23 protein-coding genes, 1 pseudogene and 1 riboswitch are annotated in these 24,409 nt (G+C 71.6%); of the genes and pseudogenes, 8 read left to right on the forward strand and 16 right to left on the reverse strand.

Features of this window, described 5'->3' with window-relative positions:
* Positions 1-105: 105 nt before the first annotated feature.
* On the reverse strand, positions 106-531 hold the full coding sequence (locus tag DEIMA_RS11065; protein ID WP_013557344.1) for a hypothetical protein: 426 nt from the start codon (positions 529-531) through the stop codon (positions 106-108).
* A gap of 114 nt (positions 532-645) precedes the next feature.
* Entirely contained in the window at positions 646-1,146 is a 501-nt protein-coding gene (locus DEIMA_RS11070; RefSeq protein WP_013557345.1) for a DcrB-related protein, read from the reverse strand.
* Between the two features lie 144 nt (positions 1,147-1,290).
* Here DEIMA_RS11070 and DEIMA_RS11075 point away from each other — a divergent pair, with 144 nt between their 5' ends.
* On the forward strand, positions 1,291-2,349 hold the full coding sequence (locus DEIMA_RS11075; RefSeq protein ID WP_013557346.1) for an NADH:flavin oxidoreductase/NADH oxidase: 1,059 nt from the start codon (positions 1,291-1,293) through the stop codon (positions 2,347-2,349).
* A gap of 54 nt (positions 2,350-2,403) precedes the next feature.
* Here the strand turns inward: DEIMA_RS11075 and DEIMA_RS11080 are convergent, their stop codons facing one another.
* Positions 2,404-3,663 carry an MFS transporter gene (locus DEIMA_RS11080; RefSeq protein ID WP_013557347.1) on the reverse strand — a complete coding sequence of 420 codons (1,260 nt, stop codon included), beginning with the start codon at positions 3,661-3,663 and terminating at the stop codon, positions 2,404-2,406.
* Between the two features lie 75 nt (positions 3,664-3,738).
* On the opposite strand from DEIMA_RS11080, the gene DEIMA_RS11085 reads away from it, so the two are divergent.
* The 3 genes from DEIMA_RS11085 (at position 3,739) to dxs (ending at position 7,171) form a co-directional block, all read left to right on the forward strand.
* Positions 3,739-4,419, forward strand: coding sequence for a PspA/IM30 family protein (locus DEIMA_RS11085; RefSeq protein WP_013557348.1), 681 nt, complete (start codon positions 3,739-3,741; stop codon positions 4,417-4,419).
* Between the two features lie 205 nt (positions 4,420-4,624).
* A complete protein-coding gene (locus tag DEIMA_RS11090) occupies positions 4,625-5,305 on the forward strand; it encodes a hypothetical protein (RefSeq protein ID WP_245528314.1) in 681 nt (226 codons plus the stop codon).
* 3 nt (positions 5,306-5,308) lie between these two features.
* Entirely contained in the window at positions 5,309-7,171 is a 1,863-nt protein-coding gene (gene dxs / locus DEIMA_RS11095) for a 1-deoxy-D-xylulose-5-phosphate synthase (RefSeq protein WP_013557350.1), read from the forward strand.
* A gap of 41 nt (positions 7,172-7,212) precedes the next feature.
* Here the strand turns inward: dxs and DEIMA_RS11100 are convergent, their stop codons facing one another.
* The 7 genes from DEIMA_RS11100 to thiC all read right to left on the reverse strand — a co-directional run bounded on the left by DEIMA_RS11100 (position 7,213) and on the right by thiC (position 13,177).
* Positions 7,213-7,623 carry a VOC family protein gene (locus DEIMA_RS11100; protein ID WP_013557351.1) on the reverse strand — a complete coding sequence of 137 codons (411 nt, stop codon included), beginning with the start codon at positions 7,621-7,623 and terminating at the stop codon, positions 7,213-7,215.
* Between the two features lie 4 nt (positions 7,624-7,627).
* Complete coding sequence (locus tag DEIMA_RS11105; protein ID WP_076736865.1) at positions 7,628-8,377, reverse strand: helix-turn-helix domain-containing protein; 750 nt, start codon at positions 8,375-8,377, stop codon at positions 7,628-7,630.
* Between the two features lie 245 nt (positions 8,378-8,622).
* Positions 8,623-9,618, reverse strand: coding sequence for an NAD(P)/FAD-dependent oxidoreductase (locus DEIMA_RS11110; protein WP_013557353.1), 996 nt, complete (start codon positions 9,616-9,618; stop codon positions 8,623-8,625).
* A 9-nt stretch (positions 9,619-9,627) separates the two neighbouring features.
* The gene (locus tag DEIMA_RS11115; RefSeq protein WP_013557354.1) at positions 9,628-10,431 is read right to left on the reverse strand and encodes a thiazole synthase; all 804 of its coding nucleotides are present in this window, start codon (positions 10,429-10,431) and stop codon (positions 9,628-9,630) included.
* Positions 10,432-10,626 carry a sulfur carrier protein ThiS gene (gene thiS, locus DEIMA_RS11120; RefSeq protein WP_013557355.1) on the reverse strand — a complete coding sequence of 65 codons (195 nt, stop codon included), beginning with the start codon at positions 10,624-10,626 and terminating at the stop codon, positions 10,432-10,434.
* The gene (gene thiE / locus DEIMA_RS11125) at positions 10,623-11,279 is read right to left on the reverse strand and encodes a thiamine phosphate synthase (RefSeq protein WP_013557356.1); all 657 of its coding nucleotides are present in this window, start codon (positions 11,277-11,279) and stop codon (positions 10,623-10,625) included. The genes thiS and thiE overlap by 4 nt, the downstream gene beginning before the upstream one ends.
* Positions 11,276-13,177: a phosphomethylpyrimidine synthase ThiC gene (gene thiC, locus DEIMA_RS11130; protein WP_013557357.1), complete on the reverse strand. Its 1,902-nt coding sequence runs from the start codon at positions 13,175-13,177 to the stop codon at positions 11,276-11,278. Before thiC ends, thiE begins: the two co-directional genes overlap by 4 nt.
* Positions 13,178-13,251: 74 nt before the next feature.
* Positions 13,252-13,366, reverse strand: a riboswitch (TPP riboswitch).
* Positions 13,367-13,458: 92 nt separating this feature from the next.
* Here thiC and DEIMA_RS11135 point away from each other — a divergent pair.
* The 4 genes from DEIMA_RS11135 to DEIMA_RS11150 all read left to right on the forward strand — a co-directional run bounded on the left by DEIMA_RS11135 (position 13,459) and on the right by DEIMA_RS11150 (position 18,713).
* Positions 13,459-14,319, forward strand: a complete 861-nt coding sequence (locus DEIMA_RS11135) for an SDR family NAD(P)-dependent oxidoreductase (RefSeq protein WP_013557358.1) — start codon at positions 13,459-13,461, stop codon at positions 14,317-14,319.
* A complete protein-coding gene (thiD, locus tag DEIMA_RS11140; RefSeq protein WP_013557359.1) occupies positions 14,316-15,101 on the forward strand; it encodes a bifunctional hydroxymethylpyrimidine kinase/phosphomethylpyrimidine kinase in 786 nt (261 codons plus the stop codon). The genes DEIMA_RS11135 and thiD overlap by 4 nt, the downstream gene beginning before the upstream one ends.
* Before the next feature lie 130 nt (positions 15,102-15,231).
* Positions 15,232-17,742 carry an alpha-glucan family phosphorylase gene (gene glgP, locus DEIMA_RS11145; protein WP_013557360.1) on the forward strand — a complete coding sequence of 837 codons (2,511 nt, stop codon included), beginning with the start codon at positions 15,232-15,234 and terminating at the stop codon, positions 17,740-17,742.
* Between the two features lie 95 nt (positions 17,743-17,837).
* Positions 17,838-18,713 (forward strand): EamA family transporter, encoded by an 876-nt coding sequence (locus tag DEIMA_RS11150; RefSeq protein ID WP_245528315.1) that lies wholly within the window; start codon positions 17,838-17,840, stop codon positions 18,711-18,713.
* Between the two features lie 3 nt (positions 18,714-18,716).
* On the opposite strand, the gene DEIMA_RS11155 is transcribed toward DEIMA_RS11150, so the two are convergent.
* The 6 genes and pseudogenes from DEIMA_RS11155 to DEIMA_RS11175 form a co-directional block, all read right to left on the reverse strand.
* Positions 18,717-19,529, reverse strand: a complete 813-nt coding sequence (locus DEIMA_RS11155; RefSeq protein WP_013557361.1) for a M15 family metallopeptidase — start codon at positions 19,527-19,529, stop codon at positions 18,717-18,719.
* The gene (locus DEIMA_RS18280; RefSeq protein WP_013557362.1) at positions 19,505-20,017 is read right to left on the reverse strand and encodes a hypothetical protein; all 513 of its coding nucleotides are present in this window, start codon (positions 20,015-20,017) and stop codon (positions 19,505-19,507) included. Before DEIMA_RS18280 ends, DEIMA_RS11155 begins: the two co-directional genes overlap by 25 nt.
* 76 nt (positions 20,018-20,093) lie before the next feature.
* On the reverse strand, positions 20,094-20,687 hold the full coding sequence (locus tag DEIMA_RS18690) for an HRDC domain-containing protein (protein WP_076736868.1): 594 nt from the start codon (positions 20,685-20,687) through the stop codon (positions 20,094-20,096).
* Between the two features lie 152 nt (positions 20,688-20,839).
* Positions 20,840-22,597, reverse strand: a pseudogene (gene recQ, locus DEIMA_RS11165) (DNA helicase RecQ); the annotation flags it as partial.
* Between the two features lie 130 nt (positions 22,598-22,727).
* Positions 22,728-23,171 carry a c-type cytochrome gene (locus DEIMA_RS11170; protein ID WP_013557364.1) on the reverse strand — a complete coding sequence of 148 codons (444 nt, stop codon included), beginning with the start codon at positions 23,169-23,171 and terminating at the stop codon, positions 22,728-22,730.
* Positions 23,172-23,287: 116 nt separating this feature from the next.
* A complete protein-coding gene (locus DEIMA_RS11175; RefSeq protein WP_013557365.1) occupies positions 23,288-24,394 on the reverse strand; it encodes an EAL domain-containing protein in 1,107 nt (368 codons plus the stop codon).
* Positions 24,395-24,409 lie beyond the last annotated feature (15 nt).

The following is a 24,409-nucleotide window of genomic DNA, read 5'->3' on the forward strand; positions in this document are numbered from 1 at the left end:
GACCCAGGGTTACCTGGGCCACCACCACGCGCGCATCGTCGTCATGCGGTCAGCATACGGGGCGTGGCGCGCGCGGTTTCGGCGCGCTGTCTAGAGCGGTGGGGGTCAGGGGGTGACGCCGTGTTCCACGACGGCGGGTGCGAGCGCGTCGGTGGTGGTGGCCTGGTGTCCGGCCCATTCGGTCCACAGGGCGTGGAGGGCGCTGAGGGCGGCGTGGAGGGCGGTGTCCACGTCGGGGCTGCGGTGCAGGCCGCTGCGGGCGAGGGCGGTGACAAGGCGGACTTTGGTGGTGAGGTAGCGTTCGCGGCCGCGGGGGCGGTCGTAGACGTAGACGACGTCGTCCCAGGTGTACGCGAAGCGGCTGAACAGCAGGGTGGTGGCGGCGTCGTGGGCTTCGCGGATGGGGGCGTGGAGGGTGTCGCCGCGCTCCTGGAGGAGTTCGGCGGCGACGCCGGTGACGTCACGGTCGACGCTTTCGCGGAAGTGACGTTCGATGTGGTGGCGCGCGCCCGCGCGCGTCCGTTCATTCATAATTTAATGTATCAATTTTGCTTAAAACAGATCAAGGCGGTCGCCTACCCACTACCGCCCCCTGCACGCACAACGCCGCCCGGACCTCCGGGCGGCGCTCCCTTCAAGACCGGCTCAGCGGGTGATCTTGAACGACTTGATGAACTGATCCATGATCGGCCCGGCCGTGTTCGCCTGCGCGCGCGGCACCGTCACTGTCACCGCGTACGCCCGCCCGCCCTTGAGTGCGAACACCTGATCGAAGTACAGGTCGAACTTCCCCTGCTTCCCCTGCAGCTTCAGCCGCTGCGCGGGCGCGCCGCCCAGCGTCGTTTTCGTGTTGCTGACCAGCTTGTACCCGGTGATGACCGCTTCCAGCTGCTGCAGCGTCAGGCTCGTGAACGTCTTGAGGTCCACGTTGCCCGGCAGGGCCTGCACGATCACGTTCGCGTTCGTCGTGAACCCGGCCGCCGTCCGCGGCCCCAGGAACGCGACCGTCACGCCCGGCACTTCCTTCGTGACCGTCCAGCCGTTCGGCGGCGTCACCGTAAAGCCCTGCGGGTCCTTGTACGGCGCGGCCACCGCCACGCCTGCCACCGCCATCACCAGCGCGGCCCCTCGAGTCCAGTTGTTCATCACAGGTCCTCCTTTGCGCTCGCACGGTTCGCGGCGTCCCCCCAGTGTGACGCCCCACGCCGCGCCGCGCGGCGCAAACCCAGCACCCTCAACGGTGAAGGGCATCACAGCGCGCCGCACCGTCAGCGCGCGTACAGTCCAGACATGAGCCAGCTGTTCACGCCGTACCGCATGCGCGACCTCACGCTCCCCAACCGCCTTGTCGTCTCCCCCATGTGCATGTACAGCGCGGTGAACGGCCACGCGAACGACTTTCACCTCGTGCACTACGGGCAGTTCGCGCTGGGCGGCGCGGGCCTGATCATCGCCGAGGCCACCGCCGTAAGTCCCGAAGGGCGCATCTCCCCCGAGGACCTGGGGCTCTGGGAGGACGCGCACATCCAGAACCTCGCGCTGCTCACGGACTTCGTGCACAAGCACGGCGGACGCATCGGCACGCAGCTCGCGCACGCGGGCCGCAAAGCCAACACGTACGCGCCCTGGCGCGGGCGCGGCGCCGTCCCCGACGAGGCGGGCGTGTGGGACGTCATCGGGCCGACGGGCACACCGTTCAGCGACACCTACCACACGCCCCGCGCCATGACCGCCGACGACATCGCGCGGGTCATCGGGGACTTCGAGCGGGCCACGCGCCGCGCCGTCCTCGCCGGGTTCGACATGGTAGAGGTGCACGCCGCGCACGGGTACCTGCTGCACCAGTTCCTGTCGCCCATCAGCAACGACCGCACCGACGAGTACGGCGGGACGTTCGAGGGCCGCGCGCGCCTCACGCTGGAAGTCGCGCGCGCCGTCCGCAACGCGTTCCCCGCGCACCTGCCGGTGTTCGTGCGCCTCAGCGCCACCGACTGGGTGGAGGGCGGCTGGGACGCGGAACAGACCGTGCGTCTCGCGCAGCTGCTGTACCGCGAAGGTATCGACGTGATCGACGTCAGCAGCGGCGGGCTCGCCACCTGGCAGCGCATCGAGGTGCAGCCCGGCTACCAGGTGCCGTTCGCGCGCGCCGTGAAAGAAGCGGGCGTGCCCAGCATGGCCGTCGGCCTCATTACGGAGCCCGCGCAGGCCGAGGCGATCCTGCAAGAAGGCAGCGCTGACCTGATCGCGGTCGCGCGCGAATTCCTGCGCGACCCGAGCTTCACGCACCGCGCCGCCCGCGCGCTCGGCGCGGACATCACGTACGTCGCGCAGTACGAACGCGCGAAGTAACCGTGCGGCGCAGCGGAGGGTCCCCACGCATGGTGGGGGCCCTCCGCCGGCCCCCTACAAGGTCGGCAGGGGCGCAGGCGTCCTGCGCATGCCGCGCGTCAGGGCCGCCCCGGCGAGGCACAGGGCCGCCGCCGCCACGAACGCCATGCCGTAACTGCCGAGGTGGTCACGGGTGAGGCCACCCAGCCACGCCGCGCCGGCCGCGCCGAACTGGTGCGCGCAGAACACCCACCCGTACACCGTGCCGACGTTCGCGCGGCCGTACGTGTCCGCGACGATAGCCGTGGTGGGCGGCACGGTGGCAATGTAATCCAGGCCGAACAGCACCGCGAACACGACCAGACCGGCCGCGTTCCCACTCGCGCCGACGAGCGGCAGCACCAGCAGGCTCAGGCCGCGAAAGGCGTAGTACGCGCCGAGCAGCTTCCGAGGGTCGTAGCGGTCCGTGAGGTACCCGCTGGCGAGCGTGCCCACGAAGTTAAACGCGCCCATCAGCGCGAGGAACCCGGCAGCGGTGCCCGCGACGATGCCGCAGTCGGCGGCGTACGCGATGAAGTGCGTGCCGATGATCCCGTTGCTGGTGGCGCCGCAGATGAAGAACGTGCCGGCCAGCAGCCAGAAGTTCGGGGTGCGCAGGGCGCGCGCCATGACGCCTGGGTCCGGTTTCGGGGCGGGCGGGGCCTTGAGTGCCGGGTCGCCGTCCGGCGCGAGGCCGACGTCGCCGGGCGCGTTCCGCAAGAGCAGCAGCGTGGGCAGCAGCAACGCCGCGGCGAGCGCCCCGAGGATGACGGTGGTGGGCCGCCACCCGAGGTGCGCGGCCGCGGCGGTCAGCGCAGGGATGAACATGAGCTGCCCGGCGCTGGTGGCCGCGCCGAACAGGCCGACGATCAGGCCGCGCTGGCGCACGAACCAGCGGTTCGCGACGGCCGCGCCGAGAACGCTGCCGACCAGGCCAGTGCCGAGGCCGCTCAGGACGCCCCAGGTGAGCGTCAACGCGAACGCAGAATGGCTAACGGCGCTCAGCAGCAGGCTCGCGGCGAGCAGCAGCAGCCCGGCGGTCGTGACGCGGCGCGGCCCGTGCCGGTCGATGAGCATCCCGGCGAGCGGCGAACCCAGCCCGAACACCACCAGCCCAACGCTCACGGCGAACGACAGCGACGAACGGGACAGGCCGGTGTCGTACAGCATGGGCAGCAGGAACACGCCCGGGGCGCTGCGGGTGCCGGCGGCGAGCAGCAGGATGGCGGCGGTGACGGCCACGACGATCCAGCCGTAGTACAGCCGGGCGGTGGGCGGGCGAGCGGGCGGATTCATGTTCTTTTAAAGTTACCTCCACGCTCGGGAACTCGCCGTGAACCGGGTCGTAGTGTGGGAGCAGGAGGTTACCCCATGAGCATTCTTGATCGTCTGTCCCGCCTGATTCGCGCGAACGTGAATGACGCCATCAGCCGCGCCGAGGACCCGAACCTGATCATCGAGCAGAGCCTGCGCGACATGCGTGACGCGTACACGCAGGCGCGCAGCGAAGTGGCCGACAGCATGGCCCAGCTCAACAAGCTGGAACGCGAAGCGACCATGAACCGCAAGCTCGCCGAGGAGTACGCCAGCAAGGCCGAGCAGGCGCTGCGCAGCGGCAGCGAGGACCTCGCCCGCGAGGCGCTGCGCCGCAAGAAGAACCACGAGGACCTCGCGAGCGGCTTCGAGGCGCAACGGGCGACGCAGGGCGCCACCGTCGATCAGCTCAAGACGCAACTGCGCGCCCTCGAAGCGAAGATCGACGAGATGGAATCCAAGAAGGAACTCATTCAGGCGCGCGCGAAGACCGCCACCGCGAGCCAGACGCTGGAACGCATGAGCGGCTTCGACAAGAGCGGCGGCGCCATGGAGGCGTTCGAGGAGATGGAACGCCGCGTGAGCACGCAGGAGGACCGCGCGCGCGCCATGGGGCAGCTGCGCGAGGAAGGCGACCTGGACGCGCAACTCAAGAACCTCGGGCGGGACAGGGAACTCGACGACGAACTCGAGGCGCTCAAACGCAAGGTGCAGGGCGGAAGCGGCACGCAGAGCTGACCGGCCGTGCACGGCGGGGCGTGAGGCGCGTGCCTCACGCCCCGTTCGCCTGGTGGAGTTATGTCCGTGGTGGGACGTGCCGCCCACCAGGGGGGCGCTACACTGGCGCATCATGACGAAGCCCGGTCTTCCCTGCTGCGGCGCGCCCGCGAACTCCGGCAAAAGCGACAGTGCCGGTCCCGCACGCGCCCCTATGCTGAGCCGCATGAACGTGAGCCGTCCGAACCGCCGCGCGCTGCTGACCCTGCTGCCGGTCGCGCTGCTGGCTGCGTGCGCGCCTGCGGCGCAACAGACGCAATCGCCGGTGAGCGTCGCGACGACCGTGAGCGGTGTGAGCTTCTACCCCGCGCAGACGGGCCTGACCTGGCAGTACACGCCGGAAGGCGAACCGCAGGGCCAGGCGCCGTACGTGTTGCGCGTGACTGGCCCGACCCTGTTCCTGAACCAGCCCGTCACGGCGTATCAGCTCACCGGGCGCGGCGCGGACCAGACGTGGTACCGGCAGGTCAGCGACGCCGGCGTGAAACTGCTCGGGTTCACGAAGCCGGGTCTGACGGTCACGCTGAACCCCGCGTGGACCGAAGCGCCTGCCGCGAACACCTGGCGGGCCGGCCTCACCTGGAGCGGCCGCAGTCAGGTGCAGGTCGTGCAGGGCGACAAGGTCGTGCAGGAAGGCGCCGCCGACTACACGTACACGGTGCTGGAGCAGCGCAACGTCATCGTGAACGGCCAGCCGTACCAGGTGTGGGTCGTGAACCGTCAGATCAAGGGGGACCTGGGCGCGCTGTTCCCGGCGTCCCAGGATTACTGGTTCGCGCCGCGCGTCGGGGATATCCGCACGCCCGAAGCGTTGCTGCTGACCGCGCGGAACTTCAAGGGAGGTTGAGGCATGCGCCTGATTGACGCCATCCACTCGCCCGAGGACCTCAAGAAAGTCCCGCGCGAGCAACTGCCGCAGGTCGCTGCGGAACTCCGCGACGAGATCGTGCGCGTGTGCAGCGTCGGCGGCCTGCACCTCGCGAGCAGCCTGGGCGCCACGGACCTGATCGTCGCGCTGCACTACGTCCTGAACAGCCCCCGTGACCGCATCCTCTTCGACGTGGGGCATCAGGCGTACGCGCACAAGATGCTCACCGGCCGCCGCGAGCAGATGCGGAGCGTCAAGAAGGAAGGCGGCCTGAGCGGCTTCACGAAAGTCAGCGAAAGCGAACACGACGCGATCACGGTCGGGCACGCCAGCACCAGCCTCGCGAACGCGCTCGGCATGGCGTTCGCGCGCGACGCGCTCGGGCAGGACTACCACGTGGCCGCCGTCATCGGCGACGGCAGCCTCACGGGCGGCATGGCGCTCGCCGCGCTCAACACCATCGGCGACGCCGGCAAGAAGATGCTGATCATCCTGAACGACAACGAGATGTCAATCAGCGAGAACGTCGGCGCGATCAACAAGTTCATGCGCACCCTGCAGGTCCAGAAGTGGTTCCAGGAGGGCGAGGGTGCCGGCAAGAAGGCCGTCGCGGCCGTCAGCAAACCGCTCGCGGACTTCATGAGCCGCGCGAAGAGCAGCACCCGGCACTTCTTCGACCCGGCGAGCGTGAACCCGTTCGCGGCGATGGGCGTGCGGTACGTCGGGCCGGTGGACGGCCACGACGTGGGCGAACTGGTGTACCTGCTCGAACGCCTCAAGGACCTCGACGGGCCGACCATCCTGCACGTCGTCACGAAAAAAGGCAAGGGCCTGAGCTTCGCGGAGGCCGACCCGATCACGTGGCATGGCCCGGGCAAATTCGACCCGGAAACCGGAGAGTCCAGCAAGAGCAGCGCGTACTCGTGGAGCAACGCGTTCGGGGACGCCGCCATCGAACTCGCCAAGGCGGACCCGCGCGTGTTTGTCATCACGCCCGCCATGCGCGAGGGCAGCGGCCTCGTGAAGTACAGCCAGGTCCACCCGAACCGCTACCTGGACGTCGGCATCGCCGAGGACGTGGCTGTCACGACCGGCGCGGGCATGGCCCTGCAGGGCCTCAAGCCCATCGTGGCGATCTACAGCACGTTCCTGCAGCGCGCGTACGATCAGGTGCTGCACGACGTCGCCATCGAGAACCTCGACGTGATCTTCGCCATTGACCGGGGCGGCATCGTCGGCGCGGACGGCGCGACGCACAACGGCGTGTTCGACCTGTCGTACCTGCGGCACATCCCGAACGTGAAGATCGGCCTGCCGAAAGACGCCCTGGAGTTGCGCGGCATGCTGAAGGCCGCGCAGAAGCTCGGCGGTCCCGTGGCAATCCGCTACCCGCGCGGCAACACGACGCCCGTCCCGGAAGGCACCTGGCCGGACCTGGAATGGGGTACGTGGGAGCGCGTGCAGGGCGGGGACGACGTGGTGATCCTCGCGGGCGGCAAAGCGCTGGAGTACGCGCGTCAGGCCGTGAAGGACCTGCCGGGCGTGGGCCTCGTGAACGCCCGCTTCGTGAAACCCCTCGACGAGCGGATGCTGCGCGCGATCGCCACGCGCGCCCGCGCCGTTATTACGGTGGAGGACCACACCGTCGTGGGCGGGTTCGGCTCGGCAGTGCTGGAGCAGCTCGCCGCGTGGAACCTGAAACCCACCGTGCGCGTCCTCGGCATCCCGGACGAGTTCCAGGAGCACGCGACGGTGGAGAGCGTGCACGCCCGCGCCGGCATTGACGCGCCCGCGATTCGCACGGTGCTCGCGGAACTGGGCGTGGACGTTCCCATCGAGGTGTAAAGCGGGCGCTCAGGGGGCCGGAGGGTGCGCCCTCCGGCCCCTTACGTGGTCGGCAGCGCCGCGAAGATGTCCACGGCATTCCCGTCCGGGTCCTGCAGCGTGGCGTACCGCTGGCCCCAGAAGGCGTCATAGGGGGGCGCCTGGACCGTGTGGCCGCGCGCACGCATGTGCGCGCACACCTCGTCCACGCCGAGCGGCGTGCCCGCGTCGAACGCGACGCTCAGGCGCGCGTTTCCGGTGGGCGCCACCCAGTGCGGGTTGACCAGACGCGCCAGGGTTTCGCTTTCCCACGCGACGCGCAGGCCGTTCACGCGGACCTCCACGTGCGCTTCCGGCTCGCCCTGCTCGTTCAGGTGCGCGCCTTCGGGGATGGGCAGGCCCAGGTCACGGTAGAAGGCGAGGGCGCGTTCCAGGTCCCGGGCGATCATGGCGACGTAGTTGAGGGTCAACATGCGTTCAGTCTGACGGGGTGTCCGGCGCGGCGTCTTGAAGGTTTCGGACGCGCCACGCGCGCGGCGTGTCGCCGGTCAGTGCGACGCATTCCCGCGTGAAGTGCGCCTGGTCCGCGTACCCCGCCAGCAGGGCGACGCTCGCGAGCGGGACGCTCGGGTCGCGGAGCAGCGGCAGGGTGCGCTCCAGGCGGAAGGTGCGGGCGAAGGTGCGCGGCGAAACGCCCACGTGCACGCCGAACAGCCGGGTGAGCTGACGGGCGCTGAGGCGCAATTCGGCCGCGAGCGCCTCGATGCCCTCGATGCGTGGGGTGCCGGCCTCCAGCCGCCCGGCGGCGTACGCGACGCGCGGGTCGACGGGGCGCAGGCGAGCCTGAACGAACGCCTGCAGGGCGTCCTGCGCCGCGCCGGTGGGGAGGTCGGCGAGGTGCTCCTTGAGGGCGTGCGTGGGCGCGCCCCACACCGCCTCGGCGGGCACGGCGTCGTCGCGGTACAGGGCCGCGTCGCCCAGCAGAGCACCGGCAGCGTGCGGATGCAGGCGCAGCGCAACCCGGCGGCCACCGTCGCTGTGCACGGGATGAGGGGCAGTCATGACGCCCACAACGCGCAGGGACAACTGCCCGCCGGGCGTCTGGTGGAAGATCAGGTCCGTGCAGCCGTCCGGGCGGACGATGGTGCGGCCGGTGCCGGCGCGGCTCGCCCACGCGGCGCGCACCACACCCCTCAGTCGTGGTGACGGCAGGTCCTCTTGATACACGCCCTGAGCGTACCTTCAGCGCTGGCGGTACCTGCTTGAGGGCGTGGCCGTCCAGGGCGCAGGCGTCGAACACCTCGCCCCAGGCGCCGCCGCTCGCTGACGGGGGCGCCCAGCGCGAGGAGCCGCGACGTTTGGCGTGGCGAGCCCCAGTTCGGCGCTGCCGCGCGGGCAGCAGGCGTCCATGAAAAGGTGCAGGAACGCTCGGCAGTCGCGGACGGCGAGGTCGAGGCTGTCCAGGCGGACAGTCATGCCTCTGCGTGCGCCCCTGCGGGTGGCGTGATCGTGAGGATCCGTGCCACGAGCGCGGCGACCCGGCGGGCGGTGAGCGGCGCGAGCAGCGCGCCGTGCCGGCCGTGGCCAGTGGCCACGAGGACGTTCGGGAGGGTGGGGTGCGGCCCGAGGATCGGCAGGCCGCCGGGCGTGACGGGGCGCAGGCCAACGAGATGCTGCTGGGCGGGCGCCGGCGCGTACCCGGGCGTCAGGTGGCGCGCGGCGGTGCGCAGCCACCGCTCTGCGTGCGCGTCCGGGGTGGGGGCGGCGGTGGCGCGGGTGGTGGCGCCGACGTACAGGCCGTCCGGGCGGCCCAGCGCGTACCCCCGGCGGGCGTACAGGGCGAGGTGGTCGTGCGGGCCGTCCAGCAGGAGCGCCTGTCCCTGAGCGGCGCGGACCGGCAGGCCGAACGCGCCGCTCCACGCACCCGCCGCCAAGACGACCAACGGGACGGTGAGGGGCCCGGCGCTCGTGTGGACGCGCACGCCGCGCGCCTGCGGGCGCAGGCCGCGTACCTGCGCCCGCAGGACCGGGACGCCGTGCAGGGCCGCGAGGACGACGCTGGGCGGGTGCACGCGGCCTTCGCCGGGGGTGGCGCGCGCCGCGAGGAACGGTGGGGGCGCCTCGACCGGGTTCCCGGCGGCTTCGTCGTGGAGGGCGTGGGCGTCCTGGGCGGTGCGGGCCACGCGGGTGACGCCCGCGCGCAGGTGCACGGGGCGGCCGCTCGCGGCTTCCAGGCGCCTCGCGAGGTCCGGCCAGAGGCGCAGGCTCTCCAGGGCGTCCGCGTGCAGGGGGGTGCCGCGCAGGCGTTCGCCGTCGGGCGTGAGCAGGCCCGCGCCGGCGCGCCACGCGGCGCCCGGCAGGTCGGCGTCCACGACGAGCGGCGTGAGTCCGAGGGCGCGCACCTCGAAGGCGACGCTCGCGCCGACCAGGCCGCCACCGACGATGAGGACGTCAGGCGCGCGCGGCATGGGGCGGGGTCACGCGGGCACCTCGGGGTCCGGCAGGCGCGGGACGCCCGCGGTGGGGCTGCTGGCGCTCGCGCCGTCGCGCGCTGGCATGCGGCCCGCGAGGTACGCGGCGCGCCCGGCCTCCACGCCCAGGCGGAATGCGCGCGCCATGCCGACCGGGTCGCGGGCCTCGGCGAGGGCGGTGTTGACGAGAACGGCGTCCGCGCCGAGCTCCAGAGCCTGCGCGGCGTCGCTGGGCACGCCGAGGCCCGCGTCCACGACGACGGGCACGGTCGCGTCGTCGATGACGGTCTTCACGAGTTCGCGGGCACGCAGGCCCCGACCGCTGCCGATGGGGCTGGCGAGCGGCATGACGGTCGCGCACCCTGCGCGTTCGAGCGCGCGGGCGAGCACGCCGTCCGGCTGGATGTACGGGAGGACCGTGAACCCCTCCCCCACCAGCATTTCGGCGGCGCGCAGCGTCCCGACCGGGTCCGGGAGCAGCCAGCGCGGGTCGGGGATGACTTCGAGTTTCAGCCAGTTCACGCCGGTGAGGGCGCGCGCGAGTTTCGCGACGCGCACGGCTTCGTCGGGCGTGCGGCACCCGGCGGTGTTCGGGAGGAGCTGCAGGCGGTCCAGGTCGAGGGCGTCGAGGAGGCCGTCGTGGCCGGGCGCGCCGAGCTCGACGCGGCGGATGGCGACGGTGACGATCTGCGCGCCGCTCGCGTCGATGGCGTCGCGCATGACGTGCAGGTCCGCGTACTTGCCGGTGCCGACCATCAGGCGGGACGTGAAGGTCTGACCGGCGATGGTGAGGGCGTCGGGGTGTGGCATTTAACCGCCTCCGGTGATGCGGACGATCTCGATGACGTCACGCTCGGTGAGTTCCCGGTCGGGGATGCGCGCGCCCGGGTAGAAGTCGTCGTTGACGGCCACGGCGACGCGCGCGGGGTCGACGCTGAGGGTGCGCAGCAGCCCCAGCAGGGTGAGGCCGGGCGCGAACGTGTGCGGCTGGCCGTTGACGGTCATGCGAGCACCGCCGGGCGGTCCAGCAGGCGGGCGAGGTCGCCCGCGGCCTGCGCGGGGTCGGGCGCGTCGAGGATGGCGCGGACGACGGCGAGGCGCGTGGCGCCCGCGCGGATCACGTCGGGCGCAGTGGCGTGGTCGATGCCGCCGATGGCGTACCAGGGCACGCCGGTGTGGTCCTCGGGGGCGTGCGCGGCGGCCCAGCGGACGTAGTCGAGCGTGGCGGGCGCGCGGCCCGGTTTGGTGGGCGTGGCGTACACGGGCCCGACCGCGAAGTACGCGGGGCGGTCCGCGAGGGCCGCTTCGGCATGGTCGGGCGCGTGCGTGCTGCGGCCGATGCGCAGGGCAGGCGCGAGGTCGCGCGCCCAGCGGGTGGGGAGGTCGGCCTGCCCGAGGTGCACGCCGGTCGCGCCGCTCGCGACGGCGACGTCCACGCGGTCGTTGATGAACAGCGGGACGCGCCGCGCGTGCGCGAGGTCCCGCACACGTTCCGCGAGGCGGATGTACGGCACGGCCTCCCAGCCTTTGCAGCGGAGTTGCAGGGTGTCCACGCCGCCGTCGAGGGCAGCGGCGATGCGGGCGAGAAAGTCGGCTTCCGCCTGCCCGTCGCGCGGGGTGGCGACGAGGTACAGGCGCCCGAGGGGGAACGGCGTCACGTGGTGACCTCCTCCGGGGCGCTGCGGTACAGTTCGCCGCCGCCCTCGCGGAACTCGCGGGCTTTGTCCTGCAGGCCGAGCAGGACGTCGTCGGCGCGCAGGTCGTGGCTGAGTTTCATGCTGCAGAAGTGCGGGCCGCACATGCTGCAGAAGTGCGCGGTCTTCGCGGCTTCGGCGGGCAGGGTGGCGTCGTGGAACGCGCGGGCGCGTTCCGGGTCGAGGGCGAGGTTGAACTGGTCCTCCCAGCGGAACTCGAAGCGGGCCTTGCTGATGGCGTTGTCGCGGGCCTGCGCGCCGGGCACGCCCTTGGCGAGGTCGGCGGCGTGCGCGGCGAGGCGGTACGCGATGACGCCGTCGCGCACGTCGTTCTTGTCGGGCAGGCCGAGGTGCTCCTTGGGCGTGACGTAGCACAGCATGCTGACGCCCATCCAGCCGATCACGGCGGCGCCGACGGCGCTGGTGATGTGGTCGTACGCGGGCGCGACGTCCGTGACGAGCGGCCCGAGCGTGTAGAACGGCGCTTCGCCGCACACCTGCAGCTGACGGTCGACGTTTTCCTGCAGGAGGTGCAGCGGGACGTGGCCGGGCCCTTCGATCATGGTCTGCACGCCCAGTTCCTGGGCGATTTTGGTGAGTTCGCCGAGCGTGTCGAGTTCCGCGAACTGCGCGGCGTCGTTCGCGTCCTCGATGCTGCCGGGGCGCAGGCCGTCGCCGAGGCTGAAGGTCACGTCGAACGCGGCCATGATTTCGCAGATCTCGCGGAAGTGCGTGTACAGGAAGTTCTCCTGGTGGTGCGCGAGGCACCATCTCGCGAGGATGCTGCCGCCGCGCGAGACGATGCCGGTGCGGCGGCGCACGGTGAGCGGCAGGTGCGCCAGGCGCACGCCGGCGTGCACGGTGAAGTAGTCCACGCCCTGCTCGGCCTGCTCAATGAGGGTGTCGCGGTACACGTCCCAGGTGAGGGCCTCGGGGACGCCTCCGACCTTTTCGAGCGCCTGGTAGATGGGTACGGTGCCGATCGGGACGGCGCTGTTGCGGACGATCCACTCGCGCGTCTGGTGAATGTGCTTGCCGGTGGAGAGGTCCATGACGGTGTCGGCGCCCCAGCGGGTGGCCCACACGAGCTTCTCGACCTCGTCGGCGACGCTGGCCTTCACGGCGCTGTTGCCGATGTTCGCGTTGACTTTCACGCGGAATGCCCGGCCGATGATCATCGGTTCGAGTTCCGGGTGGTTGATGTTCGCGGGGAGCACGGCGCGGCCGCGGGCGATTTCGGCGCGGACCACTTCGGGCGTGATTTCGCGCGGCATCTGGAAGCCCAGGGCGTTGCCGGGGTGCTGGTGGCGCAGCTCGAACGCTTCGGCCTGGCGGAGGGCCTCGCGGATCGCGACGAATTCCATTTCGGGCGTGATGACGCCCGCGCGGGCCGCCTGGAGTTGCGTGATGGTCCGGCCCGCGCGGGCGCGGCGGATGGTGTGCGCGCCGGGGTAGCGGAGGTCGGCGAGGTCCGCGCGGGCGTTCTGCGCGCGGGTGTACGCGCTGGTCGCGCCCGGCAGCGTGTGGAGGTCGGGGTGGTTGTGTAGCCAGGGCCGGGCGTGCGGCAGGCCAGCGTGCAGGTCGAGGGGCGCGTCCGGGTCGGTGTAGGGGCCGCCCGTGTCGTACACGCGGACGCTGGGGTTCGGGGTGTGGCGCGCGAGGCCGCCGATCATCTCGACGGTGGGCGTCAGGTCGATTTCGCGGTGCGGGACGCGCACGTCCGGGTAGCGGGTGCCGGGCGTGTACACCTTGCGGCTTGCAGGAAACGGGCCGGTCGTGAGGGTCTGTTCGGTGGGCGTCTGGCTGGTGGGGGCGCGGGCTGAGCTTTCGGTGCGCGCCGCCCGTTCGGTGGTGTTCGTCATGCGAGTCCCCTCCTGTGGGTGGCGCGGAGGGGAAACGCAGGGTCACGCGGGGCCCATGGGTAGGCCGGGGCGACCAGTTGCGCCTGTCACGCTCCCTCCGCTGGTGTGAACCAGATCAGGTTCCTAGGGTCAGGCCGCTGTGCTCGGCCCTCTCAGCCCCCGCGTATGGGGACACCCCTGGTGACAGCACAGAAGTACCACTCCCGGCGGGGCGCGTCAAATGCGGCGGGCGCGTGGCATGCTGGGAAGCCCCCATTCCTGCGCACGCTGGAGGTTCACGGATGAGCAAACCCCTGACTGGAACGATCGCGCTCGTGACGGGCGCCAGCCGAGGTGTCGGGCGCGGCGTGGCGCTCGGGCTGGGCGAGGCGGGCGCGACGGTGTACGTGACCGGCCGGACCCTGAGCGGCCGGAACCCGGACCTGCCGCGCCTGGCGGGCAGCCTGGAGGAGACGGCCGAGGAGGTCACGCGCCTTGGCGGGCGGGGCGTGGCGGTGCGCTGCGACCACCGGGACGACGAGCAGACGCGCGTGGCCGTGGAGCGCGTCCGCGCGGAGCATGGCCGCCTGGACGTGCTGGTGAACAACGTGTGGGGCGGGTACGAGGGCCTGCACGCGTGGGATGAGCGCGGGCGGACGTGGGGCGCGCCGTTCTGGACGCAGCCGCTCTCGCTGTGGGACGAGATGTTCGGCGCGGGCGTGCGCGCGCATTACGTGACGAGCAGCCTGTGCGCGCCGCTGCTGATCGAGGCGCGCGGGCTGCTCGTGAACATCTCGTTTTTCGCGGCGTTGCGGCACCGCGGTACCGAGAACATCCCGTACTTCCTGGCGAAGGGCGCGGATGACCGCATGGCGCTCGCCATGGCGAATCACCTGCGTCCGCACGGGGTGACGGCGGTGTCGCTGTACCCGGGGCTGGTGAGGACGGAGGGCGTGCTGCTCGCGCCGGAGGGAGCGTTCGAGTTCAGCAATTCGGAGTCGCCGCAGTTCCTGGGGCGCGTGATCGCGGCGTTCGCGGGGGACGCGGGACGGCTGGAGCGGTCTGGGCAGGTGCTGGTCGCGGCGGAGCTGGCTGAGCACTATGGCGTGACGGACGTGGACGGCGCGCGGCCCCGGTCGATCCGGGCGGAGTACCTCCCGTGACGCCGGTGGCGTTGTCGGTGGCGGGGTGGGATTCCGGCGGGGGCGCAGGGGTCGGCGCGGACCTACAGGTGTTCCGCGCGCACGGCGTGCACGGCGTGGGCGCGGTGACGCTAGTGACGGCGCAGAACACGCTGGGCGTGCAGGCGGTACAGGTCATGGACCCGGCGCTGGTGCGGGCACAGCTGGAGTCGGTGCTGTCGGATTTCCCGGTGGGGGCCGTGAAGGTCGGGGCGTTGGGGAGCGCGGGGGTGGTGCGCGCGGTTGCCGAGGTGCTGCGGGCGGTGCGGGTGCCGGTGGTGGTGGACCCGGTGCTGGTGAGCACGAGCGGGCGGGCGTTGCTGGCGCCGGACGCGCTGGAGGTGTTCCGGCGGGAGTTGCTGCCGCTGGCGGCGCTGGTGACGCCGAACCTGCCGGAGGCGGAGGTGCTGCTGGGGTGGCCGGCGGGCGCGCTGTCGGGCGGCCTGCCGGTGGAGTGGGCGGCGCCCTGGCCGGCGCTCGTGAAGGGCGGGCATGGGCTGGGGGACGTGCTGGTGGACGTGCTGGCGCTTCATGGGATGCGGCGGGCGCTGACGGCGGCGCGGCGGGAGTCCCGGCATACGCACGGGACGGGGTGCGCGCTGTCGAGCGCGGTGGCGGCGCGGCTGGCGTGCGGTGAGGGCCTGGTGGAGGCCGTGACTGGAGCGCACGCGTACGTGCAGGCGGCGCTGGCGGGGGCGCCTGGGTTGGGCGCGGGGCATGGGCCGTTGGGAGTGCCAGTGGTGGGGGTGGGAGCGCCTTCATAAAGGGCGTGGGGGGGTGGGGTCTGCGCGGGGTAGTGCGGCGGCGTGGGTGGAGAGGTGTGAGAACCTTAAATGTTCATGAGGAGGCTCTCATCCGCTGGGGCGCTGGCGTGATCGTGTAAGCTACTTCGGTATGAAGACCATCGGGAAAGTCACCGTGCTGCCCAAGCTACCGGACGCGATTGCGCGCCTGAGCGAGCTGGCGTACAACGTGTATTGGTCATGGACCCCACGAGCGCAGGAGTTGTATCAGGCGCTGGATCCTCAAATTTGGGAGCGCTTCCAACATAACCCGGTGCGCACCCTCCTCGAAGTGCCGCGCGCCCGCCTCGACGCCGTCGCCGCCGACCCCGACTACCTCGGGCGCTACACGAAAGTCATGGCCGACTTCGACGCCTACATGGGCAAGAAGGACACCTGGGCCGCCCAGAACGCCGCCGCGCTCGGCCGCGTCGCGTACTTCAGCATGGAGTACGCCTTCCACGAAAGCCTCCCCATCTACTCCGGCGGCCTCGGCGTCCTCGCCGGCGACCACTGCAAGAGCGCCAGCGACCTCGGCCTCCCCTTCGTCGCCGTCGGCCTGCTCTTCCACCAGGGCTACTTCCGCCAGAGCATCAACAAGGACGGCTGGCAGGAAGAAGCCTACGACACCCTCGACCTCACCACCCTCCCCATCACGCCCGCCCGCGACGCGTTCGGCGTGGAAGTGCGCTTCAGCATGCCCATCCAGGGCCGCCAGGTGTTCATCCGCGTCTGGGAACTCAAGGTCGGCCGCATCCCCGTCTACCTCCTCGACACCAACGTCCCCGAAAACGACGACCACGACCGCCAGCTCACCGCCCGCCTGTACGGCGGCAACCAGGAATGGCGCATCCAGCAGGAGCTGATCCTCGGCGTCGGCGGCGTGCGCGCGCTGCGCCTGCTCGGCGTGGACGCGAACGTCTTCCACATGAATGAAGGGCACGCCTCGTTCCTTGGCCTGGAACGCATCCGCGAACTCGTCGCAGGCGGCCTGGACTTCCGCACCGCCCTCGAAGCGGTCGCGAGCGGCACGCTGTTTACCACGCACACGCCCGTCCCCGCCGGGAACGACGCGTTCGCACTCGACCTGATGGACCGCTACCTCGGCGAGTGGCCCGCGCAGCTCGCCACCAGCCGCGAGGAACTGTACGAACTCGCCCGCCACGACCAGACCTGGGGACAGAGCTTCAGCATGACCGTTCTCGCGCTGCGCCTCTCGCGCGCCGCGAACGGCGTGTCCGAACTGCACGGCGACGTCAGCCGCAAGATGTGGAACTTCCTGTTCGACGGCGCCAGCGAGCGCGAGGTGCCCATCGGGCACGTCACGAACGGCGCGCACACCCTCACGTTCCTCTCCCAGAACCTCCGCGACCTGTACGACACCGCTCTCGCGAGCGACTGGACCGAACGCCTCGAAGACCCCGCCGTCTGGGAAGCCGTGAACAGCATCAGCGACGCCGACCTCGCCCGCGTGCAGGCCGAACAGAAGATGGACATGATCCGCTTTGTGCGTGAGCGTCTGCGCGTTCAGGCGGAACGCAACGGCGCGAGCGCCGCCGACATCGCCGCGACCGAGGACGTCCTCTCCCCCGACGCGCTCATCATCGGCTTCGCGCGCCGCTTCGCGACGTACAAACGCGCCACGCTGCTGTTCCGCGACAAGGCCCGCCTCGCGCGCCTCGTGAACGACCCGGAACGACCCGTGCAGTTCGTGTTCGCCGGCAAGGCCCATCCCGCCGACAACCCCGGCAAGGCGTTCATTCAGGAGATCTACCGCGTCAGCCAGGAGCCCGAGTTCAAAGGCAAGATCGTCATCCTGGAGAACTACGACATGCATGTCGCCCGGCACCTCGTGCAAGGCGTGGACGTGTGGCTCAACAACCCGCGCCGCCCGCTCGAAGCGTCCGGCACCAGCGGCATGAAGGCGTCGTTCAACGGCTCCCCGAACTTCAGCGTCCTCGACGGCTGGTGGCGCGAAGGGTACGACGGCACGAACGGCTGGCCCATCGGCGACGAACGCGAGTACGCCGACCTCAACAGCCAGGACGACGCCGACAGCTACAGCATGTACGAAACCCTCGAGAAGGACATCGTGCCGCTGTACCACCGCCGCGACGCGCAGGGCTTCAACCACGACTGGCTCGCCATCAGCCGCCGCGCCATGGTGACCGTCAGCCCGCAGTACAGCATGCAGCGTCAGGTCATCGACTACGTCCAGAAGTACTACCTGCCGCTCACCAAACGCGCCGCCACCGTGAACGCGAACACCCGCACGCTCGCGCGCGAGATTGGCAGCTGGAAGACCTGGGTGCGGCAGCAGTGGCCGCACGTGCAGCTCACCGCGAACGCGCAGATGCCCGCCAGCATCGAGCCCGGCCAGACGGTGCGCGTGACGGCGCACGTGCAGCCCGCCGGCATCCAGACCGGCGAGATCCTCGTGGAGGCCGTGCTGGAACGCGGCGACGAGCGCAGCCGCGTGCCCCTGCACTTCACGGGCGACGGCAACTACGCCGCGGACCTCCCCCTCAACGAGAGCGGCCTGTACGCCATCGGCGTGCGCGCCTTCCCGGTGTACCCGGGCCTCAGCAGCGAGTTCGAGACCGGCCTCGCCAAGTGGGCCTGACCCGACAGGCCTGAAGTGGGGGCGCGGCGCGCCGCGCCCCCACTTTGTTAGAAGGCCCCGGTGCGCCGCGCCCGCTGCGGCGTATTGTGGCGGGCGTGACTCGCGCTGTACCGACCGCTGCCCTTCCCCCCATTCCCGCCGTGCTGCTCGCCATCCTGAGCGTGCAGGGCGGCGCCGCCATCGCCAAGGGCCTGTTCCCGGCGCTCGGTCCGGCCGGGACGACCGGCATCCGCATCGCGCTGTCCGCCCTGGTGCTGCTGGCGGTGTTCCGCCCGCGCCTGCGCGGCCTCACGGGCGAGCAGTGGCGCGCGGTGGTGCCGTACGGCGTGGCGCTGGGCGTCATGAACCTGACCTTCTACCTCGCGCTCGCCCGCATCCCCCTGGGGCTCGCGGTGACGCTGGAGTTCGTCGGACCGCTCCTCGTCGCGGTGTTCGGTTCGCGCCGCGCCCTGGATTTCGTGTGGGTGGCGCTCGCCGGCGCGGGCATCGCCCTGATTGCCCCGTGGGGCGGCCGGGGCGGGCTGGACGGCCTGGGCGTGCTGCTGGCGCTCGTGGCGGGCGCGTGCTGGGGGGCGTACATCCTGCTGGGCGGGCGGGTGTCGCGCGTGTTCGGCGGCGCGGACGGCGTGGCCACGGGCATGCTGTTCGCGGCGCTGGCGGGGCTGCCGTTCGCACTCGCGAGCGGCCACTGGGGCGCGCTCACGCCGGGTGTGTTCGCGGCGGGGCTGGGTGTGGCGCTGCTGTCAAGCGCACTGCCGTACTCGCTGGAGATGATCGCGCTGCGCGCACTGCCCGCGCGGACGTTCGGCATCCTGATGAGCCTGGAACCGGCCGTGGCGGCCCTGTGCGGCCTGCTGTTCCTGAACGAGCACCTGAGCGTCCCGCAGTGGGTGGCGGTGGCGTTCGTGATCGCCGCGAGCGCCGGCGCGACCCTCACGGCCCGCCGCGCCACCGCGCCCGTGGAAGCCTGAGGGTCACGGGCAGCGCGCGAGTTCCGGGCGGTACTCGAAGTGCATGGTGTCGTAGTGGTACCAGCGGCCACCCCACACGAACCCGTGGCGCTCGAACGTGTGCACGATCCCGGCCGGGAAACGGTTGCGGTACGGAATGCCGCGCGCGCCCTCGCGGTGCCCGTCCCACTGCCAGTACGCACTCATGCGGGTGTTCAGGTCGATGGCGATGCCGTAGCTGTGCGCGCTGAGGCGCGGCGTGCCCGCCACGGTTCGCCACAGGAACGTCCCGGCGCTCGGCGTGAGGAACGCGCGCCAGTCCGGGTGCTGGGGCAGCTGCGCGGCGAGGTCCCGCGCCACCGCTTCGAGCGCGCGGTCCGCGCCGTTCACGGTCGTGAATGCGAGGCGCTGCCCGAACCAGTTCACGGCGCGCAGGTGCGCGCTGACCTGCGCGCTGCTGCTGCCGTACAGGCGGCGGAAGAACGCGTCATCGCGGGCGCGACCCGGGTCCTCGAGGTACGCGGGGGGGCGCAGGGGCGCGCACGCCGGGTAGGGTGTACGGAGCTGCGCCCGCAGGTCGGCGTGGTTCAGGCGGTCGGTGTACGACCCGCTCGTTGCGCCCGCGCGGGTGACGGGGGTGCGCGTCCCGTCCGGCCAGACGACGGCGTCGGCGTCGGCGCGGAGTTGCGCGTCCGGGTACGCGCGCACCACGGCCTCGGCGAGCTGGGCGTCGGTGGGCGCGGTCGGCGCGGCCACGCCGAGGCTGCCGCCCAGCAGGAGCAGCCGGACCACGCGGGCGCAGCGGGCGGCCTTCAGGGCGTGCAGAAGTTGATCCACGGCGCCTGCCCGGGAACGCCATTTCGGCGCAGGGTCACGATGGCGTTGGCCTCGGCTCCGTGTTGGTACTCCAGCTCCAGCGGCCCGAACGCACGGCTCGCACCACGGACGGCGGTGTTCTGCGCGCTCAGCCACGCGAGCATGTCGGCCTTGCGGGCGGGATTGATGTTGAAGCACTTCAGGGCGAACGCCACCGTGACTTCACCGAGCAGGCCGCGTTCGGTGAGCGTGAGGGGGTCCTTGCCGAGGGACAACTCGATTGCATTCAGGCGGTTCTGGTTGGTGTACGAAGCGCCGCTCAGGTTCACGTTCAACCCCGCGCTGTTCGGGTGACGGTAGGTAAAGGCGTACTCCGACTCGATCCGGTCAATGATCCCGAGGTTCTGAACGTTCGGCAGGCCCGCTAGGAAACGGCCGACGCTGATGCTCCCGGCGCTCGCGGTGGCGCACGCGAGTGCCGAGGCGGTGAGGAACACATGGCGCTTCATGCGCGGACGGTAGCACAGGGCGGGGCGGGCGCCACGCAGGTTTGCGTGGCGCCCGCCCCGCGGAACCGGGTGCGTCTTAGTCGGTGTGCGGCTGGTGCAGCGCGGCGTGGACGATCTTGAGGGCGTCGTAGTCGTACTGCCCACCGAGGGCTTCCCACAGGGGCTTGAGGCGGCCCTGCGCTTCGGGGTCGAGGGTTGCGTACGTCCGGGCGATGCGTTCCACATCGTCTGGGGTGAGGCGCGTGGCGTCCTCAGGCGTGACCGCGCCGGTGCGGGCGAGGTCCGCGAGGTGCCCGATGACCGTGGAACGCGCCAGGCCACGCTCGCGCGCGATGCTCGCAGGGTCGAGGCCCGCACGGTGCAGGCGCAGGGTGTCCGCGAGCGTGTCGCCGGTGCTGGCGCGCGGCGCGGGGGTGCTCACGTCGGCGGGCGAGGCAGGGGTCGCTTCGCCGCCGTGCTGGATGACGACGTTCAGGAACCGCTCGCCGTACTGGGCGAGGCGCGCTTCACCGACGCCGCGGATGGCGGCGAGGGCGTCGAGCGCCTGAGGTCGGCGCGCGGCGATCTCGTCGAGGGTGGCGTTCGGAAAGATCGTGAACGGCGCGCGGCCTTCCTCGCGGGCGAGGGTGGTGCGCAGGAACTTGAGTTTGGCGAGCAGGTCGCCGTCCACGGGCGGGAGGGCCGGGGCGGGCTCGGGGGTGGGCGCCGCGAGCAGCGGGGCGGGCGCGGTGGCGGCCGGGCGGGGGTGGTGCCGGCGCCAGCGTCCTGCAGGACCGTGAGGAAGCGGTCGCCGTACTGCTGGAGTTTGCGTTCGCCGACGCCGCTGATCGCGCCGAGCGCGGCGAGCGTCTGCGGGCGCGCCTCGGCCATGGCCTTGAGGGTGGCGTCGTGGAAGATGACGTACGGGGGCACGCCGCCCTCGCGCGCCAGGTCAAGGCGGGTGGTGCGGAGCGCGTCGAACAGCGCCTGATCCTCGGGCGCGAGCGTCGCCTGCGCCGCGCCGCGCGGCGCTTTCGCGCCCTTTTTGGGGGCGGGGTCGTCGCGGAGGGTCAGGGTCACTTCGCCTTTGAGCAGCGTGCGCGCCTGCGGCGTGGCGATCAGGCTGCCGTGCCCGTCGGCGTCGGTGGTGAGGTAGCCGAGGGCGGTGAGCTGGCGCAGCACGGCCCGCCAGGTTTTCTCGTCGTGGTCCTTGCCGACGCCGTACGTGGGGAGCTGGTGGTGGCCGAGCGCGCGGATGCGGGGCGTGTCGCGGCCCAGCAGGACGTCCGTGAGGTGCTGCGCGCCGAAGCGGTTGCCGGTGCGTACGGCGGCCGACAGGGCCATCTGGGCGGGGCGGGTGGCGTCCCAGGTGCGCGGCGGGTTCAGGCAGGTGTCGCAGTTCCCGCACGATTCGGCGCGGTCCTCGCCGAAGTATGCGAGCAGGCCCACGCGGCGGCACGCGGCGCTTTCGGCGTACGCGAGCAGCGCGTCGAGTTTGCGGCCTTCCACGCGTTTCACGTCGTCGGGCGCGGTGCTCTGCGCGAGCATGCGGCGGACGTTCACGACGTCCGCGAGGCCGTAGGCCATCCAGGCGGTGCTGGGCAGGCCGTCGCGGCCCGCGCGGCCGGTCTCCTGGTAGTAGCCTTCGAGGCTCTTGGGCAGGTCGAGGTGCGCGACGAAGCGGACGTTGGGCTTGTCGATGCCCATGCCGAATGCGACGGTGGCGACGACGATCAGGCCCTCCTCACGCAGGAAGCGCTCCTGGTGGAGGTCGCGGGTGCGGGCGTCGAGGCCCGCGTGGTACGGGAGGGCGGTGAGGCCCTGTTCGCACAGCCACGCGGCGGTTTCCTCGACGCTCTTGCGCGACAGGCAGTACACGATGCCGGCGTCGCCGGGATGTTCGGTGCGGATGAAGTCGAGCAGTTGCGTGCGGGCGCTGCTTTTCGCGGTGACGCGGTACTGGATGTTCGGCCGGTCGAAGCTACTGATGAAGGTGCGCGCGCCGTGCAGGTCGAGGACGCGGACGATGTCGTCGCGGGTGCGGTCGTCGGCGGTGGCGGTGAGCGCCATGCGGGGCACGTGCGGGTACCGCTCGGCGAGGACGCCCAGGCCGGTGTACTCGGGGCGGAAGTCGTGGCCCCACTGCGACACGCAGTGGGCTTCGTCGATGGCGAACAGGGCGAGGTCGGCGCGGTCGAGGAGGTTCAGGGTGCGGTCGAGCAGCAGGCGTTCGGGCGCGACGTACAGCAGGTCGAGGTCGCCGCGCAGCAGGGCGTCCTCGATCTCGCGGGCGCCCTGGGCGCTGAGGGTGCTGTTGAGGGCGGCGGCGCGGACGCCCGCGACGCGCAGGGCGTCCACCTGGTCCTTCATGAGGGCGATCAGCGGGCTGATGACAATGCCGACGCCGGGGCGGACGAGGCTGGGAATCTGGTAGCAGAGGCTCTTGCCACCGCCGGTGGGCATCAGGACGAGGGCGTCCTCACCGGCGATGACGGTGTTCACGATGTCCGCCTGTGGCCCCCGGAAGGCCGGGTAGCCGAAGATCGTCTGGAGGGCGTGCAGCGCGTCGGGGTGCGCCGCTGAGGGGGGAGCCTGGGTCACGCTGCAGTTTAGCGGGGGGTGGGCGCGCGCGCCGTGCCCATCCCCCCTTTACAAGTGGCGCCGCAGGTGCTCACGCGGGCGGTGCCAGGCGCGCTCCCCTTGCTCAGGGCGGGCTGTGGAGCGCGCGGCTTTACTTGGGGGTGGGGGGCGCGGCGAGCGGGGCTTTGAGCGCGGCGGCGTTGAGGGCGCGGGGGCCGGCGGCGTAGCCGTTTTGCGCGAGGACGTAGGCGGTGACGTTGAGTGCCTGCGCGGGCGTGAGGCTGCCGGGTTTGTTGCGGGGCATCTTCTGCGCGATGTAACCGTGCAGGTCGGCGGCGGGGCGGCGCCCGTCGGCCCAGCGGGTCAGGAAGGCGGTGCCGACGAGGCCGGGGGCGCGGCTGCCCTGGAGGTTGGCGCCGTGGCACCCCTGGCAGCTCTGGGCGTACACCTGCTGTCCGGCGGTGACCTGCGCGGCGGTGAAGGTCGGCGCGGCGGCGGGCGCCTGCGGGGTGGCGACGGCGGCCGTGAGGGTCAGCACGCCGATGAGGCCCCCCACGCATGAGCTGAGCTGTACGGCGAGCGGAACACGCACCATGTTCGGGACCTCCGGGGTGAGAGTAGGCGTCGGGTTGAGCGCGAATCCGTTTCGTACGACGTGAAGTGATTTCACCTTACACCGCTGCCGCCCCATGACTTCGCACACAGGAGGTTTTATTGCGCCGCTCGGTCTATATGCACTGTCTGGGCAGGCTGGTGGGCCCGCACGAGCGCCTGCGCCTGCGCGAGCACCGCCGGGTCCAACTCGTGCGCCGGGCGGGCCAGCAGGTACCCCTGGATGGCGTCCACCCCCAACTCCAGCGCGAGGCGCAGCTCCTTGGGCGTCTCGATCCCCTCGGCGATCACGTCGATGCCCAGGTCATGCGCGTACCGGGTGATCGCCCCGATCAGCGCCACGCGCGGGTCGGCGTCATGCACGCCCCGGACGAGGTCCCGGTCGAGTTTCACGAAGTCCGGCCGCAGCGCCTCCAGGTACAGCAGGCTCGCGTACCCCGCCCCGAGGTCATCCAGAGCGACGCGCATGCCCTCCTCGCGGTAGCGCTCCAGCACGCGGCGCAGCGTCGGCAGGTCCGGATACGCCTCGGTTTCGACCACCTCGAACACCAGCCGCCGAGGGTCCACCTGCGCCTCCCGGCAGGCGCGGAAGGTGGTGCGCAGGCACACATCCGGGTTGTACACGACACTCGGCGCGAAGTTCACGAAGATGTTCGCGCCAGGCGGGAGGCGCTGAACGCCCTGCTGGATGGCGCCGATGCGCGCCTGCGCGTCCAGGGCGCGCGCGGCGTCGTGCGCAGTGGCGGCTTCCAGGAGGTCCAGGGGCGGCACGGGACGATCGCCGTCCTGCGCGCGCATGAGCGCCTCGAAGCCCAAGACGTCGCTGTTGGCGTGCACGATCGGCTGGTACGCGAAGCGCAGGTTCGCCGCGACCTGCGGGAACCACGTGGTTTCCAGGCGCGTCAGCCAGGTGCGCAGCGGACGCGCCTCGGCGTAGTGCAGGCGGCCGTCGGCATGAGGCATGGCGTGCACCTCCTCGGCTTCGAGGGGCGTGAGGGCGTGCATGAGGGCGCGGACGGCGTCCACACTCGGAGCGCTCAGCAGGTGGCTGCTGTCGTCGTACGCCTCGCCGAGGTTGCCGGCCAGGATGAGCGCGGCCAGGCGCTGCCGGACGTGCGTGCCGCGCGCGTAGACCAACAGCCGGGTGGGGACGTGTGCGGCGTGCGGCAGGGCGTCGCAGTCACAGGCATGCGCGCGGACGGTCATGACGTTTATTGTAGG

Source organism: Deinococcus maricopensis DSM 21211 (genome assembly GCF_000186385.1).
Taxonomy (GTDB): Bacteria; Deinococcota; Deinococci; order Deinococcales; family Deinococcaceae; genus Deinococcus_B; species Deinococcus_B maricopensis.

What these genes read in the sequence shown, in the direction of transcription:
- DEIMA_RS11065 (WP_013557344.1), bottom strand. Translation starts at nt 531, where the DNA reads ATGAATGAACGGACGCGCGCGGGCGCGCGCCACCACATCGAACGTCAC.
- dxs (WP_013557350.1), top strand. Translation starts at nt 5,309, where the DNA reads ATGCGCCTGATTGACGCCATCCACTCGCCCGAGGACCTCAAGAAAGTC.
- DEIMA_RS11135 (WP_013557358.1), top strand. Translation starts at nt 13,459, where the DNA reads ATGAGCAAACCCCTGACTGGAACGATCGCGCTCGTGACGGGCGCCAGC.
- glgP (WP_013557360.1), top strand. Translation starts at nt 15,232, where the DNA reads ATGAAGACCATCGGGAAAGTCACCGTGCTGCCCAAGCTACCGGACGCG.
- DEIMA_RS11090 (WP_245528314.1), top strand. Translation starts at nt 4,625, where the DNA reads ATGAACGTGAGCCGTCCGAACCGCCGCGCGCTGCTGACCCTGCTGCCG.
- thiS (WP_013557355.1), bottom strand. Translation starts at nt 10,626, where the DNA reads ATGACCGTCAACGGCCAGCCGCACACGTTCGCGCCCGGCCTCACCCTG.
- DEIMA_RS11175 (WP_013557365.1), bottom strand. Translation starts at nt 24,394, where the DNA reads ATGACCGTCCGCGCGCATGCCTGTGACTGCGACGCCCTGCCGCACGCC.
- DEIMA_RS11100 (WP_013557351.1), bottom strand. Translation starts at nt 7,623, where the DNA reads ATGTTGACCCTCAACTACGTCGCCATGATCGCCCGGGACCTGGAACGC.
- DEIMA_RS11070 (WP_013557345.1), bottom strand. Translation starts at nt 1,146, where the DNA reads ATGAACAACTGGACTCGAGGGGCCGCGCTGGTGATGGCGGTGGCAGGC.
- DEIMA_RS11170 (WP_013557364.1), bottom strand. Translation starts at nt 23,171, where the DNA reads ATGGTGCGTGTTCCGCTCGCCGTACAGCTCAGCTCATGCGTGGGGGGC.
- DEIMA_RS11115 (WP_013557354.1), bottom strand. Translation starts at nt 10,431, where the DNA reads ATGCCACACCCCGACGCCCTCACCATCGCCGGTCAGACCTTCACGTCC.
- thiC (WP_013557357.1), bottom strand. Translation starts at nt 13,177, where the DNA reads ATGACGAACACCACCGAACGGGCGGCGCGCACCGAAAGCTCAGCCCGC.
- DEIMA_RS11075 (WP_013557346.1), top strand. Translation starts at nt 1,291, where the DNA reads ATGAGCCAGCTGTTCACGCCGTACCGCATGCGCGACCTCACGCTCCCC.
- DEIMA_RS18280 (WP_013557362.1), bottom strand. Translation starts at nt 20,017, where the DNA reads ATGAAGCGCCATGTGTTCCTCACCGCCTCGGCACTCGCGTGCGCCACC.
- DEIMA_RS11080 (WP_013557347.1), bottom strand. Translation starts at nt 3,663, where the DNA reads ATGAATCCGCCCGCTCGCCCGCCCACCGCCCGGCTGTACTACGGCTGG.
- DEIMA_RS11085 (WP_013557348.1), top strand. Translation starts at nt 3,739, where the DNA reads ATGAGCATTCTTGATCGTCTGTCCCGCCTGATTCGCGCGAACGTGAAT.
- DEIMA_RS11110 (WP_013557353.1), bottom strand. Translation starts at nt 9,618, where the DNA reads ATGCCGCGCGCGCCTGACGTCCTCATCGTCGGTGGCGGCCTGGTCGGC.